This window comes from Streptomyces sp. 3211.6 (genome assembly GCF_003634815.1).
In the GTDB taxonomy this organism is placed as follows: Bacteria; Actinomycetota; Actinomycetes; order Streptomycetales; family Streptomycetaceae; genus Streptomyces; species Streptomyces katrae_A.
Map to the genome: position 1 here is coordinate 5,847,984 of NZ_RBXC01000001.1, position 18,743 is coordinate 5,866,726.

An 18,743-nucleotide genomic window follows, 5' to 3' on the forward strand; every position below is an offset into this window, starting at 1 on the left:
GTACGTACGGGGGACGGTGCAGCAGCGTTCGTGTTCGAGGCGCAATCCGGAAGAGGAACCGTGCGGGAGGTCCGACAGTCGTGTCCCTGACCGAGCAGGCCGCAGCCGCGGCACAGATCCCGCCCCAGGGCGGCCGGGGGCCTGGTGCGGCCGAGGGGATCCTGCGCAGGCAGGCACTGCGGGAGTCCGCGGCCCGGACGTACGCGCGCTCGCTGCCCATCGTCCCGGTACGGGCGCGCGGGCTGACCATCGAAGGTGCCGACGGGCGGCGCTACCTCGACTGTCTCTCGGGCGCGGGCACCCTCGCCCTCGGGCACAACCACCCCGTGGTCCTCGAAGCCATCCGCCGGGTCCTCGACTCGGGGGCCCCGCTGCATGTGCTCGACCTCGCCACCCCGGTCAAGGACGCCTTCACCACCGAGCTCTTCGCGAACCTGCCGGCCGGGCTGGCCGCCGACGCCCGCGTCCAGTTCTGCGGGCCGGCCGGGACGGACGCGGTCGAGGCCGCGCTCAAGCTGGTCCGGGTCGCCACCGGACGCTCCGGCCTGCTCGCCTTCGCCGGGGCCTACCACGGCATGACGGCCGGCGCCCTGGCAGCCTCCGGTGGCGCCCCCGACGTCCGCGTGACCCGGCTGCCCTACCCGCAGGACTACCGCTGCCCGTTCGGGGTCGGGGGTCCGGAGGGCGCCCGGCTCTCGGCGACCTGGACCGAAAGCCTCCTCGACGACCCCAAGGGCGGGGTCCCCGCCCCGGCGGGCATGCTCGTCGAACCCGTCCAGGGCGAGGGCGGGGTCCACCCGGCCCCGGACGACTGGCTGCGCCGCATGCGGGAGATCACCGAGGCCCGGGGAATCCCGCTGATCGCGGACGAGGTCCAGACCGGGGTGGGCCGCACCGGCGCCTTCTGGGGCGTCGACCACGCCGGGGTGGTCCCCGACGTGATGGTGCTGTCCAAGGCCATCGGCGGCAGCCTGCCACTCGCCGTGATCGTCTACCGCTCGGAGCTGGACGCCTGGGAGCCGGGAGCCCACGCCGGAACGTTCCGCGGCAACCAGCTCGCCATGGCGGCCGGCACCGCCACCCTCGCCTACGTCCGCCACAACGGCCTCGCCGGGCGCGCCGCCGAACTGGGCGGCCGGATGCTCACCGCCCTGCGCGGCCTGGCGGCCGACCAGCCCTGCGTAGGCGACGTACGTGGCAGAGGCCTGATGCTCGGCGTCGAGATCATCGACCCCGACACGGGAGCCGCCGCCCCCGCCCTGGCCGCCGCCATCCGCCAGGAGTGCCTGGACCGCGGCCTGATCGTCGAACTCGGCGGCCGTCACGGCGCCGTGGTCCGCCTGCTGCCCCCGCTCACCCTCACCGACGAGCAGGCCACAGCCGTCCTGGACCGCCTCGCCGACGCCGTCCCCGCCGCCGCCCACTGACCAAGGACCCCACCCGTGCCCGACCCCGAGACCTCCCCCGGCCACCCCGCCCCGGCCCCGCCCACCGCCCCCCAGGCAGCCCCGCACACCACCCCACCCCGGACCGAAGCCGCAGCGCAAACCGCAGCCGACCCCGGAGCAACAGCCACCCCCGGCACCCCGTCTCCCCGACCCAGGACGGGAGCCGGAACCGCAGCCGCCACCCCGGCATCCTTGCCATGGACCGAAGCCGAGGCCGCCCCCGCCACCCCGGCACCCCTGCCCAGGACGGGAGCCGGGGCCGCCACCGCCCCCGCCACCCCGGCACCCCTGGGGGACACCCGGCAGTCTCCCGGCCCGGACGCCGCACCCACTCCGGCCCCACCCTGGACCGGACCCGCAGCCCCAGCCCCAGCCGGAGCCGGACGCGGACCCGCACCCGCACCCGGACCCGAGGCCGGAGCCAGCCCTGGAGCCGGAGCCGGGCCCGCACCCCGATCCGGAGCCGGACGCGGACCCGCACCCGCACCCGGACCCGAGGCCGGAGCCGGCCCTGAAGCCGGAGCCGGGCCCGCACCCCGACCCGGAGCCGGCGTCGGACTCGCCCCCGCGTCGGCAGGCCTGGGGGCCACCCCGCAGCCCCCCGACCCGGACGCCGCACCCGCGCCGGCGCTGCCCTGGACGGCAACCGCAGCCGAGGCCGGTCAGTCGCCCGACGCCATGCCCTCCGCCGCCCCCGGGACACCCGCGAGCGGTGCCGGAGCCCCCCCAGCGCCCCGGGCAGGAGCCGCGGCCGGGACGGTGCCCCGGCAGAAGGCAGGCGCCCCGCGGCCCCGGGTGGGCGGGGCCGGACCCGTCGGGCCGGAGCCGGCGGTGCTGCCCGACCTGCTGGACCACCCGGACCCGGCCACCGCCGCCGAGGCCGCCACCGTGGAGAACCTGCTGCGGTGCTGGGTCCGCGAGAGCGGCATCGGCCGCCCCGACGGGCCCGCCGGCACCCTCCTGCGCATCCCCCTTCCCGCATCCGCCGCCGCACTGCTGGTTCCCGTCCGGCACTGGTCCGAGGCCGGCTGGCACCGCTTCGCCCCCGCCCGACTCGAAGGCGCCCCCGCCGACGCCCCCGCTGTGGACGCCGTCACCCTCGCCGCCCTGATCGCCCGCGAGGGCAACGGCCGCGGTGCCGACCTCGTCGGCCGGGTCGCCGACTCGGTGCGCCGCACCACCGAGTTCATCGCCGACCGACGCCGCCGCCCCACCGCCCCCGCCCCCATCACCGGGGACCTCTTCCTCACCGCCGAACAGTCCCTCCTCCTCGGCCACCCCCTCCAACCCGACCCCAAGAGCCGCGAAGGGCTCTCCGACGCCGAAGCCCACCGCTACTCACCCGAACTCCACGGCTCCTTCCCCCTGCACTGGTTCGCCGTCGCACCGACCGCCCTCGCCACCGACTCCGCCTGGACCGAACGCGGCCGCCCCGTCTCCGCCGCGCAGCTCCTCGCCCGGCTCGCCCCCGGGCTCCCGCTGCCCGCCGGCACCACCCCCCTTCCCCTGCACCCCTGGCAGGCCCGCGACCTCCTCCAGCGCCCCGTCGTCGCCGCTCTCCGCGACGCGGGACTCCTCATCGACCTGGGCCCGTACGGAGCCCCCTGGTATCCCACCTCCTCCGTCCGCACCGTCCACCGCCCCGGCACCCCCGCGATGCTCAAGCTCTCCCTGGGCCTGCGCATCACCAACTCCCGCCGGGAGAACCTCCGCAAGGAACTCCACCGCGGCGTCGAAGTGCACCGGCTGCTCCGCACCGGCCTCGCCGAGGAATGGCAGACGGCCCACCCCGGCTTCGACATCGTCCGCGACCCCGCGTGGGTCGCCGTCGACACCCCGGACGGCACCCCCGTACCGGGACTCGACGCCCTGCTCCGCCACAACCCCTTCCGCTCCGACGACGACGCCGTCTGCGTCGCCGCACTCACCTCCCCACGCCCATGGCCAGGCCGCACCACGATGCGCTCCCGGCTCGCCGACACCGTCTCCCGGCTCGCCACCAGCACCGGCCGCCCCACCTCCGCCGTCGCCACCGAGTGGTTCCTGCGCTACCTCGACCAGGTCGTCCTGCCCGTCCTGGCCTTCGACGCACTCGCCGGCATCGCCCTCGAAGCCCACCAGCAGAACACGGTGGTCCTCCTCGACCGGGCCGGCTGGCCCGTCGGCGGCCGCTTCCGCGACAACCAGGGCTACTACTTCCGCGAGTCACGGCGCACCGAGCTGGAACACCGGCTCCCCGGCATCGGCCGCGCCAGCGACACCTTCGTCCCCGACGCCGTCACCGACGAACGCTTCGCCTACTACCTCGGCATCAACAACGTGCTCGGCCTCATCGGGGCCTTCGGCTCCCAGCGGCTGGCCGACGAGCGCGTACTCCTCGCCGCCTTCCGCCGGTTCCTCGGCAGGGCCGCAGACCTCGGCCCGCTCCCCGCGCAGTTGCTGGACTCACCCACCCTCCGCTGCAAGGCGAACCTGCTCACCCGCCTGGGCGGCCTCGACGAGCTCGTGGGCCCCGTCGAAACGCAGTCCGTCTACGTCACCATCACCAACCCCCTCCACGACTGACGCGCTCCCACCGACACGGAGAAGAGCCCGATGCCCCCCGCCGAAACGACCACCAGCACCGCCACCAGCACTGCCATCGGCCCCGCCCGCCACGCGGCCGACCATCACGAGAACGCAGGGCACCGCTTCGCCGTCGGACTGCTGCCCCTGCTCGCCGAGGCGGACCTCCTCGACTCACCCGCGGGCTGGGGCGCCCTGCCCACACCGGCCGGAGCCTTCCGCCTCGAACCCGTACGGCCGGGCCGAGACCTACAGCTCCTCACCCGCTGGATGAACGACCCCGACGTCGCCGCCTACTGGGAGCTCTCCGGCGCCTCCGCCGTCACCGCCGCCCACCTGCGGACCCAGCTCGACGGCGACGGCCGCAGCATCCCCTGCCTCGGCGTCCTCGACGGCACCCCGATGAGCTACTGGGAGATCTACCGGGCCGACCTCGACCCGGTCTCCCGCCACTACCCGGCGCGCCCCCACGACACGGGTATCCACCTGCTGATCGGAGACGGCACGAACCGCGGACGGGGCCTGGGGACCACGCTGCTGCGCGCCGTCACCGAGCTCGTCTTCGACAACCGCCCCCGCTGCACACGGGTCATCGCCGAACCGGACATTCGCAACACCCCCTCCGTCTCAGCCTTCCTCGGCGCCGGTTTCCGCTACGCCACGGAAATCCAACTCCCCGAGAAGCGCGCCGCCCTGATGATCCGGGAGCGGTCGCTGCGCAATCTCCTCTGATCGCCGCCGAACCGCATCCGCCGTTTTCAGGATCGACCGTCCTTTTACGCCTCTCCCTTCGAAAACTCCGTGGAGCACTGCGGAGTTCCCGATCCTCGAGGAGTCCCGTGCCGAATTTCCCCGCAGCCCCAGACTCCGCGGAACCCGCCGTCCCCCCGTCGCCCCAGCACCCGTGCATGCCCCCCGAACTCAACCGCCCGACCTGGGACGACGCGGCCCGCCGACTGCTCGCCAAGATGCTCGCCGAGTTCGCGTACGAGGAGATCGTCACCCCCGCCCCGGCGCCGGCGGCCGCGGGCGACGCCTGGACCCTGACCCTCGACGACGGCAGCAGCCTCGGGTTCCGCGCCCGCCGCCGCGCCTACGGCAGCTGGCAGGTCGCGCCGGACACCATCACCCTCACCCCGCCGCCCCCCTCCACCGGCCCCCCGCAGGCCTTCGCGGACCCGTACGGCTTCCTCGTCCGCGCCCGCACCCTCCTCGGCCTCGACGGCCCCACCCTCGGCCACCTCATCCGCGAGCTCAGCTCCACCCTCGCCGCCGACGCCCGCCTCGACCACCACGCCCTCACCGCCGACGTCCTCGCCGACCTGGACTACGCCGCCCTCGAAGGGCACCAGACGGGCCACCCCTGGCTCGTCCCCAACAAGGGCCGCGTCGGGTGGTCCGCCGCGGACGCCGCGGCCTGGGCCCCCGAAGCCCGCACCCCGCAGCGCCTGCCCTGGCTCGCCGCCCACACCTCCCTCGCCGAATACCGCGGCGGCGCCGGCCTCGAGGACCCCGCGCGCCTCTACGCGGCGGAACTCGACCCGGTCTCCCGGGCCGCCTTCGACCAGACCCTGCGCGACCGGGGCCTGGACCCCCTCCGCTACCTCTACCTGCCCGTCCACCCCTGGCAGTGGGACGAGGTGGTCCTCCCCCTCTTCGCCCCCGCCCTCGCCTCCGGAGCCCTGGTCCCGCTCCCCGCCGACCCCGACGAACGGCTCCCGCAGCAGTCCGTCCGCACCTTCCTCAACCTCACCCGCCCCGACCGCCACAGCGTCAAAGTGCCGCTGTCCGTCTTCAACACCACGGTCTGGCGCGGCCTGCCCGGCGAGCACACCCTGGCCGCCCCCGCCGTGACCGCCTGGATCCACTCCCTGCGCGACGCCGACCCCTTCCTCCGCGACGAATGCGGGGTGATCCTGCTCGGGGAGGTCGCCTCCGTCACCGTCCGCCACCCCGTCTACGACCAGCTCCCCGAGGTCCCCTACCAGTACAAGGGAGTCCTCGGGGCGATCTGGCGCGAGCCACTGACCCGCCACCTCGCCCCCGGTGAGCGCGCCCGCACCCTCGCCTCCCTCCTCCACACCGACCCGCGCGGCCGCGCCTTCACCGCCGAGCTCGTCGCCCGCTCCGGCCTGTCGCCCACCGCCTGGCTCCAGCGCCTCTTCGCGGCGGTGCTGCCCCCGCTGCTCCACTTCCTCTACCGCTACGGCACGGTGTTCTCCCCGCACGGAGAGAACGCGATCGTGATCTTCGACGAACAGGACGTGCCGGTCCGCCTGGCGGTCAAGGACTTCGTGGACGACGTCAACATCAGCCGGGACCCGCTCCCCGAGCAGGCGTTCCTGCCCGACGAGGTCCGGGCGGTCCTGCTCACCGAGCCGCCCGCCTTCCTCACCCAGTTCATCCACGCCGGCCTGTTCATCGGCGTCTTCCGCTACCTCGCCCCCCTCTGTGACGACCGCCTGGGAGTTCCGGAGACCGATTTCTGGTCCCTCGTACGGGCGGAGATCCTCCGCCACCAGGCCCGCTTCCCCGAGCTCAAGGACCGCTTCGAGCTCTTCGACCTGCTCACCGAGCGGATCGACAGGCTGTGCCTCAACCGCAACCGGCTCCACCAGGACGGCTACCGCGACCGCCCGGACGTCCCCCGGGCCGTCATCCACGGCACCGTGCCCAACCCCCTGCACCACCCGTGAGGCCAGATCGGTACCTCACTGTCAGCGGAGCCCCGTAGGGTTGGTCCTGCTATGACGAAGCCCTCCCTCCCCGACCTCCTGCACGCCGCCGTCTCCGCCGTCGGCGGCACGGAGCGCCCCGGCCAGGTGGCCATGGCCGAAGCCGTCGCCGAAGCGATCGACGACAACTCGCACCGGCTGATCCAGGCCGGCACCGGCACCGGCAAGTCCCTCGGCTACCTGGTCCCGGCCCTCGCGCACGGCGAGCGCGTCGTCGTGGCCACGGCGACGCTGGCGCTCCAGCGCCAGCTCGTCGAGCGCGACCTGCCGCGCACGGTCGAGGCGCTGCATCCGCAGCTGCGCCGGCGGCCGCAGTTCGCCATGCTCAAGGGCCGGTCGAACTACCTGTGCCTGCACCGGCTGCACGAGGGTGCCCCGCAGGACGAGGAGGAGGGCCTCTTCGACCAGTTCGAGGCCGCCGCCCCCACCAGCAAGCTCGGCATGGACCTCCTGCGCCTGCGCGACTGGGCGGACGAGACCGAGACCGGCGACCGCGACGACCTCACCCCCGGGGTCTCCGACAAGGCCTGGAGCCAGATCTCGGTCTCCTCCCGGGAGTGCCTGGGCGCGACGAAGTGCGCGTACGGCGCCGAGTGCTTCGCGGAGGCGGCCCGTGAGCGGGCCAAGCTCGCCGATGTGGTGGTCACCAACCACGCGCTGCTCGCCATCGACGCCATCGAGGGCGCGCCCGTCCTGCCGCAGCACGAGGTGCTGATCGTGGACGAGGCCCACGAGCTGGTCTCCCGCGTCACCGGCGTCGCCACCGGCGAGCTCACCCCGGGGCAGGTCAACCGGGCCGTAAAGCGTGCCGCCAAGCTGGTCGACGAGAAGACCGCGGACTCCCTGCAGACCGCATCGGAGACCTTCGAGCGGGTGATGGAGCTGGCACTCCCCGGCCGTCTGGAGCAGATCCCCGACGACCTCGGCTACGCGCTGGCCGCGCTGCGCGATTCCGCGCGCAATGTGATCTCCGCGATCGGTGCCACCCGTGACAAGTCCGTCCATGACGAGGACGCCGTCCGCAAGCAGGCCCTGGCCGCAGTGGAGAACGTCCACACGGTGGCGGAGCGGATCATGCTCGGCTCCGAGTACGACGTGGTCTGGTACGAGCGCCACGACCGCTTCGGCGCCACCCTCCGGGTCGCACCGCTGTCGGTGTCGGGGCTGCTGCGCGAGAAGCTCTTCGAGGACCGCTCGGTCGTCCTCACCTCCGCCACCCTCAAGCTCGGCGGGGACTTCAACGGGGTCGCGGCCTCGCTCGGCCTCTCCCCCGAAGGGGTCGAAGGGGAGGACGTACCGATGTGGCGCGGCCTGGACGTCGGGTCGCCGTTCGACTATCCGAAGCAGGGCATCCTCTACGTCGCCAAGCACCTGGCCACCCCGGGCCGGGAGGGCACCCGTGGCGACATGATGGACGAGCTGGCGGAACTGATCGAGGCGGCGGGCGGGCGCACCCTCGGCCTCTTCTCCTCCATGCGCGGAGCCAAGGCGGCAGCCGAGGAGCTGCGCGGGCGGCTCGACAATCCGATCCTGCTCCAGGGCGAGGAGACTCTGGGCGAGCTGATCAAGACCTTCGCCGCCGACCCGCGCACCTGCCTGTTCGGGACGCTCTCGCTCTGGCAGGGCGTGGACGTTCCCGGCCCCAGCTGCCAGCTGGTGATCATGGACCGGATCCCGTTCCCGCGCCCCGACGACCCGCTGATGAGCGCCCGCCAGAAGTCCGTCGAGGAGAACGGCGGCAACGGCTTCATGGCGGTGGCCGCCACGCACGCGGCCCTGCTGATGGCCCAGGGCGCCGGCCGACTGGTACGGGCCTCCGGCGACCGGGGCGTGGTCGCGGTCCTCGACCCCCGGCTGGCCACGGCCCGGTACGGGAGCTTCCTGCGGGCCTCGCTGCCCGACTTCTGGTACACCACGGACCGCAACCAGGTCCGCCGCTCACTGGCCGCGATCGACGCGAGCGCTCAAGCCGACGGCAAGTAGGTCCGGCAGCCCGCCCACAGCGGGTCCGGCCCGCAGCGGGCATGGAACAGCTCCGGGACCGGCGCAGAGGGTCCCGGAGCTGGCTGGGGGCGAGGGGTCAGACCCGGCGCAGTACCGCGACGACCTTGCCGAGGATGGTCGCCTCGTCGCCGGGGATCGGCTGGTAGGCGGCGTTGTGCGGGAGCAGCCAGACATGGCCGTCCTCCCGCTTGAAGCGCTTGACGGTGGCCTCGCCGTCGAGCATGGCGGCGACGATGTCGCCGTTCTCCGCGACCGGCTGGCGGCGGACGGTGACCCAGTCGCCGTCGCAGATGGCCGCCTCGATCATCGAATCGCCGACGACCTTGAGCACGAACAGCTCACCGTCGCCGACGAGCTGGCGGGGGAGCGGGAACACGTCCTCGACCGACTCCTCGGCGAGGATCGGGCCGCCGGCCGCGATCCGGCCGACCAGGGGGACGTAGGAGGCGGCGGGCTTGCCGGTGGTGTCGGTGGGCTGCGAGCTGGGCTGGTCCGAGCCGCGCACCTCGTAGGCGCGGGGGCGGTGCGGGTCGCGGCGCAGGAAGCCCTTCCGCTCCAGGGCCATCAGCTGGTGAGCGACGGAGGACGTGCTGGAGAGGCCCACGGCCTGGCCGATCTCGCGCATCGACGGCGGGTAGCCGCGGCGCTGCACCGAGTCCCGGATGACCTCGATGACCCTCCGCTGCCGGTCCGTGAGCCCGGAGCTGTCGGCGCGGATGCCTGGAGGCCGCCCTGGCAGCGAGCGTGCGGGGCGTACGGTCGCCTCCGCCTCCGGGTTCTGACTTGCGTCATTCATGGCATGCACCGGCTCGAGTCGGCTCTGGGAGCGGTTCTGGGCAGTGATGGTGGCACTGTCTGCGGTGGTGGTCACGTCGGCCCCTCTCGAAATGTTCTCCCTAGCTGGACAACGGTAGTTGCTTTCGAAAGGTTGCGCCAAACACACGTTCGAGTGAAAAATCGCGGATCGCCCACTCGGATGAGAGCAGTAGGTGTATGGCCGGCCGGCGTGGGTGGCCGGTGCGAACGGCGGTCCGCAAGCGTGTGGCCGAGCCGCCGTCCGAACGCGGATTCGGAACCGCGTCTGGTGCTTACGGTACCCTTCCGGGTTGGGTCGCCGCCGCCCGGGTCGTCGCCCAGTGTGGCACCGAAACCTACGGAAACCGGCCATCGCGCCCCGCGACACGCGTAGGGACGTAAATCCTCCCCAACGCAAGATCTAGTGGTTGGATGGGCGTCGCAACCCACAAGTTGTGGTCCACGGTCGGCTCGAACGTTCGGGATCGCATATGCTTGTGGCTGCTTCACGAGCCCCCGGCGGAGACTCGCTCTCTGTCGCTGAGGGGCTCCGTGGGGTGATTCAGTCGTGCCAAGAGGAGGGTGAGGGAACCATGCACTGCCCCTTCTGCAGGCACCCCGACAGCCGCGTCGTCGACAGCCGCACCACCGACGACGGAACGTCGATCCGCCGGCGCCGTCAGTGCCCCGACTGCTCCCGTCGCTTCACGACGGTGGAGACGGCCTCGCTGATGGTGATCAAGCGAAGCGGGGTCACCGAACCCTTCAGCCGCACCAAGGTCATCTCTGGCGTCCGCAAGGCGTGCCAGGGGCGGCCGGTCACCGAGGACGCCCTCGCCAAGCTCGGCCAGCGGGTCGAGGAGGCGGTGCGCGCCACCGGAAGCGCCGAGCTGACCACCCACGACGTGGGTCTGGCCATACTCGGCCCGTTGCAGGAGCTCGACCTGGTCGCGTACCTGCGGTTCGCGTCCGTGTACAAAGCTTTCGACACCCTTGAAGACTTCGAGACCGCCATCGCGGAACTTCGCGAGCCGCGGCCTCACCCCCATGAGTGCGAGCCCGGAGGGACCCCCCCGGTCGTCCCCGTGCCCGCCTCCGCCGCCGACTGACCGGATCGGGGCCGCAGCGCAGTGCGGCCCCTCCGGCCGGCCGGGCGAGATTCGTAGATACAAGAAACAGCATTGTGCCGCGGAATATCGCTGGCACTTTAGGGCGTTTTTGCCCGCATATGGGAGGCAGGCGGCATGACAGAGACGGCGAGCAGCTCGGCACGTGGTTCCCGCGCCAAGGGGACCAAGGCCGCCAAGGGCGGCCTGCGGATCGAGCGCATCCACACCACCCCCGGCGTGCACCCGTACGACGAGGTGAACTGGGAGCTCCGTGACGTCGTCATGACCAACTGGCGCGACGGCTCGGTCAACTTCGAGCAGCGCGGCGTCGAGTTCCCCGACTTCTGGTCGGTGAACGCGGTCAACATCGTCACCAGCAAGTACTTCCGAGGCGCCGTCGGCACCCCGCAGCGCGAGACCGGCCTCAAGCAGCTCATCGACCGCATCGTGAAGACCTACACGAAGGCCGGCGAGGACTACGACTACTTCGCGTCCCCCGCCGACGCGGAGATCTTCGAGCACGAGCTGACCTACGCCCTCCTGCACCAGATCTTCAGCTTCAACTCCCCGGTGTGGTTCAACGTCGGCACGCCCCAGCCGCAGCAGGTCTCCGCCTGCTTCATCCTGTCCGTCGACGACTCCATGGAGTCGATCCTCGACTGGTACAAGGAAGAGGGCATGATCTTCAAGGGCGGCTCCGGCGCTGGCCTGAACCTCTCCCGCATCCGCTCCTCCAAGGAGCTCCTCTCCTCCGGCGGAAACGCCTCCGGTCCGGTCTCCTTCATGCGCGGCGCCGACGCATCCGCCGGAACGATCAAGTCGGGCGGCGCCACCCGCCGGGCGGCCAAGATGGTCGTCCTGGACGTGGACCACCCGGACGTCGAGGACTTCATCGCCACCAAGGTGAAGGAGGAGGAGAAGATCCGTGCCCTGCGCGACGCGGGCTTCGACATGGACCTGGGCGGCGACGACATCACGTCCGTCCAGTACCAGAACGCCAACAACTCCGTCCGCGTGAACGACGAGTTCATGACGGCCGTCGAGAACGGCACCGAGTTCGGCCTGCGCGCCCGGATGACCGGCGAGGTCATCGAGAAGGTCGACGCCAAGGCGCTCTTCCGCAAGCTCGCCGAGGCCGCGTGGGCCTGTGCCGACCCGGGCATCCAGTACGACGGCGTGATCAACAACTGGCACACCTGCCCCGAGTCCGGCCGCATCACCGCGTCCAACCCGTGCAGCGAGTACATGCACCTGGACAACACGTCCTGCAACCTCGCCTCGCTGAACCTGATGAAGTTCCTGCACGACGACGGCAAGGGCAACCAGTCCTTCGACGCCGAGCGCTTCGCCAAGGTCGTCGAGCTCGTCATCACCGCGATGGACATCTCCATCTGCTTCGCGGACTTCCCCACGCAGAAGATCGGCGAGAACACCCGCGCCTTCCGCCAGCTGGGCATCGGCTACGCCAACCTCGGCGCCCTGCTCATGGCCACCGGCCACGCCTACGACTCGGACGGCGGCCGGACCCTCGCCGCCTCGATCACCTCGCTGATGACCGGCACCGCGTACAAGCGCTCCGCCGAGCTGGCCGCCATCGTCGGCCCCTACGACGGTTACGCCCGCAACGCCGACTCGCACAAGCGCGTCATGAAGCAGCACGCCGACGCCAACGCCGCCGCGCCGCGCACCGAGGACCTGGACAACGCGATCTGGGCCGCCGCCACCGAGGCATGGCAGGACGTCCTGCGCCTCGGCGAGAAGAACGGCTTCCGCAACGCCCAGGCCTCCGTCCTCGCGCCGACCGGCACCATCGGTCTCGCGATGTCCTGCGACACCACCGGTGTCGAGCCGGACCTGGCCCTGGTCAAGTTCAAGAAGCTCGTCGGCGGCGGCTCGATGCAGATCGTCAACGGCACCGTCCCGCAGGCCCTGCGCCGCCTGGGCTACCAGGAGGAGCAGATCGAGGCGATCGTCGCCCACATCGCCGAGCACGGCAACGTGGTCGACGCCCCCGGCCTGAAGACCGAGCACTACGAGGTCTTCGACTGCGCGATGGGCGAGCGCTCCATCTCCCCGATGGGCCACGTCCGCATGATGGCCGCGATCCAGCCCTGGATCTCCGGCGCGATCTCCAAGACGGTCAACATGCCGGAGACGGCGACCGTCGAGGAGATCGAGGAGATCTACTTCGAGGCGTGGAAGCTGGGCGTCAAGGCGCTCGCGATCTACCGCGACAACTGCAAGGTCGGCCAGCCCCTCTCCGCAAAGAAGAAGGAAGAGGCGAAGGCCGAGATCACCGAGAAGGCCGAGGAGACCATCCGCACGGCCGTCGAGAAGGTCATCGAGTACCGCCCGGTCCGCAAGCGCCTCCCCAAGGGCCGCCCGGGGATCACCACCTCCTTCACGGTCGGTGGCGCCGAGGGCTACATGACGGCCAACTCCTACCCGGACGACGGTCTGGGCGAGGTCTTCCTGAAGATGTCCAAGCAGGGCTCGACCCTCGCGGGCATGATGGACGCCTTCTCCATCGCCGTCTCCGTCGGTCTGCAGTACGGCGTCCCGCTGGAGACGTACGTCGCGAAGTTCACCAACATGCGCTTCGAGCCGGCCGGTATGACGGACGACCCGGACGTGCGGATGGCCCAGTCGATCGTCGACTACATCTTCCGCCGTGTGGCGCTCGACTTCCTGCCCTTCGAGACCCGCTCGGCCCTCGGCATCCACTCCGCCGAGGAGCGCCAGCGCCACCTCGACACCGGTTCGTACGAGCCGCTCGAGGAGGAGCTCGACACCGAGTCCCTGGCCCAGTCGGCGCCCGTCGCCCCCGTGGCCAAGCCGGTGGCGGTCGTCCCGGTCCCGGCCCCGAAGACCGCGCACAGCAACGCCGAGCTGGTCGAGATGCAGATGGGCGTCTCCGCCGACGCCCCGCTCTGCTTCTCCTGCGGCACCAAGATGCAGCGCGCCGGCTCCTGCTACATCTGCGAGGGCTGCGGCTCCACCAGCGGCTGCAGCTGACGGCTGACGCCTAGCACCACGTGAAGAGGGTGCCGACCTCCGGGTCGGCACCCTCTTCGGCGTGTGCGGCGCGGTGGGTGAATACGGTTGGTGTGGCGGGCCCGACGCGGTGATCATGGGGCTGGGTCCGCGGGCGTCGGGGGCCCGGGACGTCACAGCGGGGGAGCGGATGGGCATGTGGAACGGTGACGAGCTGGATCTGGACGCGTACCTGGCCCGGATCGGACTCGGGCGCGAGGCCCGGGAACTCAGGCCGGACCTGCGGACGTTGTACGAGGTGCAACGCGCCCACACCGCCGCCATCCCCTTCGAGTCCCTGGACGTCCTGCTCGGCCGCCCCGTCGAGCTGGAGGTCAAGGCCCTGGAGGACAAGCTCGTGCACGGCCGCCGCGGCGGCTACGGCTACGAGCAGAACTCGCTGCTGGCCGCTGCCCTGGAGCGGATCGGCTTCGAGGTCAGCGGGCGCGGCGCCCGCAACCGCACCCGCACGGACGCCGTGACGCCGGTGACGCACGCGGCCCTCGTCGTCACCGTCGACGGCGAGCCGTGGCTCTGCGACGCCGGATTCGGCTACCAGGGGCCGTGCGAGCCCGTTCCGCTCGGACGGCCCGGGACCGAGGTGCGCCAGGGGCCGTGGACGTTCGCCGTCCACGAGGAGGAGCACGGGGTCCTCGTCCTGCGCATCCGCCGCGGCGATGCGTGGCGCGACCTGTACGCCTTCTCCCCGCAGCCCTACCTGCCCGTCGACTACGTCGTCCTGAACCACTACAGCTCCAGTCACCCCCGCTCCTCCTTCATCGGGAAGACCCTCGTACAGCTCCCGGGCGACGCGGTCCGCACGACGCTCGTGGACCGGGAGCTGATGCGCCTGTACCCCGACGGGCGGACCGAGCGGGAGCCAGTCGCCCCGGACGGGCTGGTCGGTCTGCTCGACCGGGAGTTCGGCCTTCGGCTGCCCGAGCGGGATGCGGCCGAACTGGTACGGATCCACCGCTCCGAGTACTGACCGGGGCCGGGCCCGGGCCCGTACGATGGCGCGGTGCTGGTCAAGTGGATTCGCTGCACGGTGACGGACCGACGCGGGTTCGAGCGCGGGCAGCGCAAGTGGGCGGGGCTGCCCGGCGAGCCCGGGTTCCGGGGGCAGGGCGGCGGCTGGAGCAGAGGCCGGCAGGGGGTCGCGCATGTCTTCGCGTTCTGGGAGAGCCGTTCCTTCTACGACTCCTTCATGGCCCGTTCCCACGACAGACTGGCCGCCGCGCAGACCGGCACCTACACCGACGCGCGGGTCACGCTCTTCGACTACCGCTTCGACGTGAAGACCGGCTTCGAGCCGCGTTTCAGCGACGCCGACGTGGTCCGGGTCGCGCACACCCGGGTCCGGGAAGGCCGCGTGGAGCACTTCGCGCTGATGCAGGAGAAGGTCTGGAACCCCGCCATGGCGGGGTCGCCCGGGATGATCCGGGGACTCTTCGGCGAGGCGCCGGGCCGGGAGTTCCTGGTGCTGTCCATGTGGCGTGCGGCCGCCGAGCACGGCAAGTATCGGCAGGAACGGGTGGAGCGGCTCTCGCTGCGCGCCCAGACCGAGGCCGACGTCGAGGCGCTCACGGGGGACGTCGTGGACCTCGAACCCAGCTGGACGGTATGACCGTACGACGAACCGCACCGCGACCGGCGTGCCCGGGGCCCACCCGCCCCGGGCGCCGCATAGGGTCGGGGGCATGGTTCGACCACGGCGCATCGTCCTCGTCCGGCACGGGGAATCGGAGGGGAACATCGATGACACGGTGTACGAGCGTGAGCCCGACCACGCCCTGCGCCTGACCCGCGCGGGCCGCGAACAGGCCGCCGAGGCCGGGGTACGGCTGCGCGAGCTCTTCGGCGAGGAGCACATCAGCGCGTACGTCTCCCCGTACCGCCGCACCCTCCAGACCTTCCGGGAGCTGCGTCTGGACCCCTCTCGGGTGCGGATGCGCGAAGAGCCCCGGCTGCGCGAGCAGGACTGGGGCAACTGGCAGGACCGCGACGACGTCAAGCTCCAGAAGGCCTACCGCGACGCCTACGGCCACTTCTTCTACCGCTTCGCACAGGGCGAGTCCGGCGCCGACGTCTACGACCGGGTCGGTTCCTTCCTGGAGAGCCTCTACCGCAGCTTCGAGGCGCCCGACCATCCCGAGAACGTACTGCTGGTGACGCACGGGCTGACGATGCGGCTGTTCTGCATGCGCTGGTTCCACTGGTCGGTGGCCGAGTTCGAAGCCCTCTCCAACCCCGGGAACGGCGAATTCCGCGTGCTGATGCTCGGTCCGGACGGCCGGTACCGGATGGACCGCCCGTTTGAGCGGTGGACCACACCCGAGCCTTATGACCTGGACGGCTAAAGTGGCGCGCGATGACCGCTGATTCCGCTTCCGAACGGCGCTACGCACGCGCCCTGTCCAGCCTCCGTGGGCTGGCCCTGGGGGACGCCCTGGGCTCCCAGTACTTCGTCCCCGTGAACCTTCCGCTGCTCAAGCGGCGCGAGCTGCCGGCCGGCAGCGAACCGTGGCAGTGGACCGACGACACCGAGATGGCCTGCTCCGTGGTGGCCGTGCTCGCCGCACACGGTCGCATCGACCAGGACGCGCTGGCATCCTCGTTCGCCGAGCACCACGACTTCGACCGCGGCTACGGGCCCGCCGTGAACCGGATGCTGCGCCTGATCCGCGAGGGCGAGGACTGGCGCACCCTGGCCGCCGAGCTCTTCAACGGGCAGGGCTCCTGGGGCAACGGCGCGGCGATGCGGATCGCACCGCTGGGCGCCTGGTACGCGGAGGACCCGGAGCAGGCCACCCACCAGGCGGAGATCTCCGCCTACACCACCCACCAGCACCGCGAAGCCGTGTGCGGGGCCATGGCCGTCGCCGCCGCGGCCGCGCTGGCGGCGACCCCGGCCGGCCCGCCGTCCGCCGAGGAACTGCTGGACGGGGTGATCGCGCTGGTGCCGCGCAGCGCCGTGGGCGCCGGCGTGCGCCGGGCGCGCGACATGCTGGACTACGGCGACGCCAACACCGTCGCGGCCGTGCTGGGCTGCGGCCGGCGCACGAGCGCCCACGACACGGTGCCGTTCGCCCTGTGGTCGGCGGCGCGGGCGCTGGACGACTTCGAGCGGGCCTTCTGGACCACCGCCCAGGTGGGCGGCGACGTGGACACGACCTGCGCGATCGTGGGCGGGATCCTGGGCGCCCGCGGCGACTCCGCGCTGCCGCAGACCTGGCTGGCCCGGACCGAGGCGCTCCCGGCCTGGCTGCCGGAAGCCGCGGTCTAGCCGGTCCCCTTCGCCGGACCCGGTGCCGGAGACCCGGGTGAGGGGGAGGAGTCCCCTGACCCGGGTCCTGTCGTACGGTGCGCCCCGCTCAGGCGGCCGGGCCGGCTTCGGCGGCGGCTCCGCTGAGGGCGTCCAGGTCGCTCTTGCGGACCCGGATCACCACCAGGGCGCTGACCAGGGCCAGCCCGGCCATGGCGACGGCGGCGGTGAAGGCGCTGGAGATGCCCTGGGTGAGGACGAGGTCGCCCCAGGGGTCCGGCAGCCGCCCTGTCTGCCGGAACGCCGCCAGCTGCGCGGGGTCGGCCTGCGCCGTGAAGGCGGGGACCCGCCGGGCGGCCTCGTCGCGGCTCGCCGTGCCGAAGACGGTGACCAGGATGGACAGGCCGAGGGAGCCGCCGACCTGCTGGCTGGCGTTGAGCAGCCCGGAGGCCGCGCCCGCTTCCCGGGGTGCCACCCCGGAGACGGCCGTGAGGGTGAGGGTGACGAAGTTCAGGCCCATGCCGAAGCCGAACAGCAGCATCGGTCCGAGCACACCGGAGAGGTACGTGCTGTCGGTGCGGATGAAGGTCAGCCAGCCGAGGCCGATCCCGGTGAGCGCCGACCCGGTGACCATGAACGGTTTGGGCCCGAGGCGGGGCAGCAGGCGCTGCGAGAGCCCGGCGGCGGTGATGATCGCCGCGGTTACCGGCAGGAAGCCGAGCCCGGACTGGATCGGGGAGAAGCCCAGCACGTTCTGCACGAACTGGACGATGAAGAAGAACATGCCGAACATGGCGGCGGCCAGGCCCAGCATGATCAGGTACGTGCCCGCGCGGTTGCGGTCGGCGAACATCCGCAGCGGGATGATCGGTTCGGCGGCCCGGGTCTCGATCAGCACGAAGAGCCCGAGCAGGACGACGGCGGCGGCGAAGGAGCCGAGGGTCAGGGAGTCGCGCCAGCCGTCCTCGGATGCCCGGATGAACCCGTAGACGAGCGAGGTCATGCCACCGGTGGCGGTGAGCGCTCCCGCAGCGTCGAAGCGGCCCGGATGGCGTTCGGACTCGTTGATGTAGAGCGGTGCGAGGACGGTGATGAGCACGCCGATCGGCACGTTCACGAAGAGGACCCAGCGCCAGTCGAGCCACTCCGTGAGCATGCCGCCGGCCAGCAGCCCGACGGCGCCTCCGCCGGCGGAGACGGCCGCGAAGACGCCGAACGCCCGGTTGCGGGCGGGGCCTTCGGCGAAGGTGGTGGTGATCAGGGCGAGCGCGGTCGGGGAGGCGATGGCGCCGCCGACCCCCTGGAGGGCCCGGGCGGCCATCAGGTGCCAGGGCTCCTGGGCGAAGCCGCCGAGCAGGGAGGCCAGGGTGAACAGCAGGATTCCGGTCATGAAGACCCGGCGCCGGCCCAGGATGTCGCCGGCCCGGCCGCCGAGCAGCAGCAGTCCGCCGAAGGCCAGGGTGTAGGCGCTGATCACCCAGGAGAGGTCGGTGGTGGAGAAGGCGAGCGCGGTCTGGATGTGCGGGAGGGCGATGTTCACGATCGTCGCGTCGAGGACGACCATGAGCTGACAGGCGGCGATGACGGTGAGTGCGACGCGCGGGCGGCCGGGCCGGCGGGCGGCCCCGGGTATCCGGGGCGGGGCGAGTTGAGCGCTTTTCACTGTGGATCCCCCCGAAGTGAAATAGTGAACGCATCCGTTCACTGCGGACCACGGTAGGAGTCCGCACGGAGGGAACGCAAGCGTTCACTATGGCTGGAAATCCGTGCGAAGAGCCGCGGATGGTCG

The 18,743-nt window shown here is 72.1% G+C and carries 13 protein-coding genes; 11 read left to right on the forward strand and 2 right to left on the reverse strand.

The annotated features are described in order from the left end of the window. Positions 1 to 80 precede the first annotated feature (80 nt). The 5 genes from BX286_RS27085 (at position 81) to BX286_RS27110 (ending at position 8,731) form a co-directional block, all read left to right on the forward strand. Positions 81 to 1,427, forward strand: coding sequence for a diaminobutyrate--2-oxoglutarate transaminase family protein (locus BX286_RS27085; RefSeq protein WP_079430119.1), 1,347 nt, complete (start codon positions 81 to 83; stop codon positions 1,425 to 1,427). Between the two features lie 699 nt (positions 1,428 to 2,126). After that, complete coding sequence (locus BX286_RS27095) at positions 2,127 to 4,013, forward strand: IucA/IucC family protein (RefSeq protein WP_121016532.1); 1,887 nt, start codon at positions 2,127 to 2,129, stop codon at positions 4,011 to 4,013. Between the two features lie 30 nt (positions 4,014 to 4,043). Then, a complete protein-coding gene (locus BX286_RS27100; RefSeq protein ID WP_100862729.1) occupies positions 4,044 to 4,745 on the forward strand; it encodes a GNAT family N-acetyltransferase in 702 nt (233 codons plus the stop codon). A 107-nt stretch (positions 4,746 to 4,852) separates the two neighbouring features. Further along, positions 4,853 to 6,709: an IucA/IucC family siderophore biosynthesis protein gene (locus BX286_RS27105; RefSeq protein ID WP_187344201.1), complete on the forward strand. Its 1,857-nt coding sequence runs from the start codon at positions 4,853 to 4,855 to the stop codon at positions 6,707 to 6,709. Positions 6,710 to 6,760: 51 nt separating this feature from the next. Beyond that, positions 6,761 to 8,731 (forward strand): ATP-dependent DNA helicase, encoded by a 1,971-nt coding sequence (locus BX286_RS27110; RefSeq protein ID WP_079430122.1) that lies wholly within the window; start codon positions 6,761 to 6,763, stop codon positions 8,729 to 8,731. Between the two features lie 97 nt (positions 8,732 to 8,828). Here BX286_RS27110 and lexA read toward each other — a convergent pair whose 3' ends face one another. Beyond that, complete coding sequence (gene lexA / locus BX286_RS27115; protein ID WP_079430123.1) at positions 8,829 to 9,623, reverse strand: transcriptional repressor LexA; 795 nt, start codon at positions 9,621 to 9,623, stop codon at positions 8,829 to 8,831. Between the two features lie 517 nt (positions 9,624 to 10,140). On the opposite strand from lexA, the gene nrdR reads away from it, so the two are divergent. From nrdR to BX286_RS27145, 6 genes are all read left to right on the forward strand, one after another. Then, the gene (gene nrdR / locus BX286_RS27120; RefSeq protein ID WP_079431988.1) at positions 10,141 to 10,656 is read left to right on the forward strand and encodes a transcriptional regulator NrdR; all 516 of its coding nucleotides are present in this window, start codon (positions 10,141 to 10,143) and stop codon (positions 10,654 to 10,656) included. Positions 10,657 to 10,791: 135 nt separating this feature from the next. Further along, complete coding sequence (locus BX286_RS27125) at positions 10,792 to 13,671, forward strand: vitamin B12-dependent ribonucleotide reductase (RefSeq protein WP_100862728.1); 2,880 nt, start codon at positions 10,792 to 10,794, stop codon at positions 13,669 to 13,671. 175 nt (positions 13,672 to 13,846) lie between these two features. Next, positions 13,847 to 14,677 carry an arylamine N-acetyltransferase gene (locus tag BX286_RS27130; RefSeq protein ID WP_121017738.1) on the forward strand — a complete coding sequence of 277 codons (831 nt, stop codon included), beginning with the start codon at positions 13,847 to 13,849 and terminating at the stop codon, positions 14,675 to 14,677. Positions 14,678 to 14,710: 33 nt separating this feature from the next. Continuing rightward, positions 14,711 to 15,316 (forward strand): YdbC family protein, encoded by a 606-nt coding sequence (locus tag BX286_RS27135; RefSeq protein ID WP_045947215.1) that lies wholly within the window; start codon positions 14,711 to 14,713, stop codon positions 15,314 to 15,316. A 73-nt stretch (positions 15,317 to 15,389) separates the two neighbouring features. Beyond that, positions 15,390 to 16,049 (forward strand): histidine phosphatase family protein, encoded by a 660-nt coding sequence (locus BX286_RS27140; protein WP_079430125.1) that lies wholly within the window; start codon positions 15,390 to 15,392, stop codon positions 16,047 to 16,049. 11 nt (positions 16,050 to 16,060) lie between these two features. After that, complete coding sequence (locus BX286_RS27145; protein ID WP_079430126.1) at positions 16,061 to 16,975, forward strand: ADP-ribosylglycohydrolase family protein; 915 nt, start codon at positions 16,061 to 16,063, stop codon at positions 16,973 to 16,975. Between the two features lie 88 nt (positions 16,976 to 17,063). Here the strand turns inward: BX286_RS27145 and BX286_RS27150 are convergent, their stop codons facing one another. Beyond that, positions 17,064 to 18,617 carry an MFS transporter gene (locus BX286_RS27150; RefSeq protein ID WP_079430127.1) on the reverse strand — a complete coding sequence of 518 codons (1,554 nt, stop codon included), beginning with the start codon at positions 18,615 to 18,617 and terminating at the stop codon, positions 17,064 to 17,066. Between the last annotated feature and the right edge of the window lie 126 nt (positions 18,618 to 18,743).

What these genes read in the sequence shown, in the direction of transcription:
- BX286_RS27095 (WP_121016532.1), top strand. Translation starts at nt 2,127, where the DNA reads ATGCCCTCCGCCGCCCCCGGGACACCCGCGAGCGGTGCCGGAGCCCCC.
- BX286_RS27100 (WP_100862729.1), top strand. Translation starts at nt 4,044, where the DNA reads ATGCCCCCCGCCGAAACGACCACCAGCACCGCCACCAGCACTGCCATC.
- BX286_RS27110 (WP_079430122.1), top strand. Translation starts at nt 6,761, where the DNA reads ATGACGAAGCCCTCCCTCCCCGACCTCCTGCACGCCGCCGTCTCCGCC.
- nrdR (WP_079431988.1), top strand. Translation starts at nt 10,141, where the DNA reads ATGCACTGCCCCTTCTGCAGGCACCCCGACAGCCGCGTCGTCGACAGC.
- BX286_RS27125 (WP_100862728.1), top strand. Translation starts at nt 10,792, where the DNA reads ATGACAGAGACGGCGAGCAGCTCGGCACGTGGTTCCCGCGCCAAGGGG.
- BX286_RS27130 (WP_121017738.1), top strand. Translation starts at nt 13,847, where the DNA reads ATGTGGAACGGTGACGAGCTGGATCTGGACGCGTACCTGGCCCGGATC.
- BX286_RS27140 (WP_079430125.1), top strand. Translation starts at nt 15,390, where the DNA reads ATGGTTCGACCACGGCGCATCGTCCTCGTCCGGCACGGGGAATCGGAG.
- BX286_RS27145 (WP_079430126.1), top strand. Translation starts at nt 16,061, where the DNA reads ATGACCGCTGATTCCGCTTCCGAACGGCGCTACGCACGCGCCCTGTCC.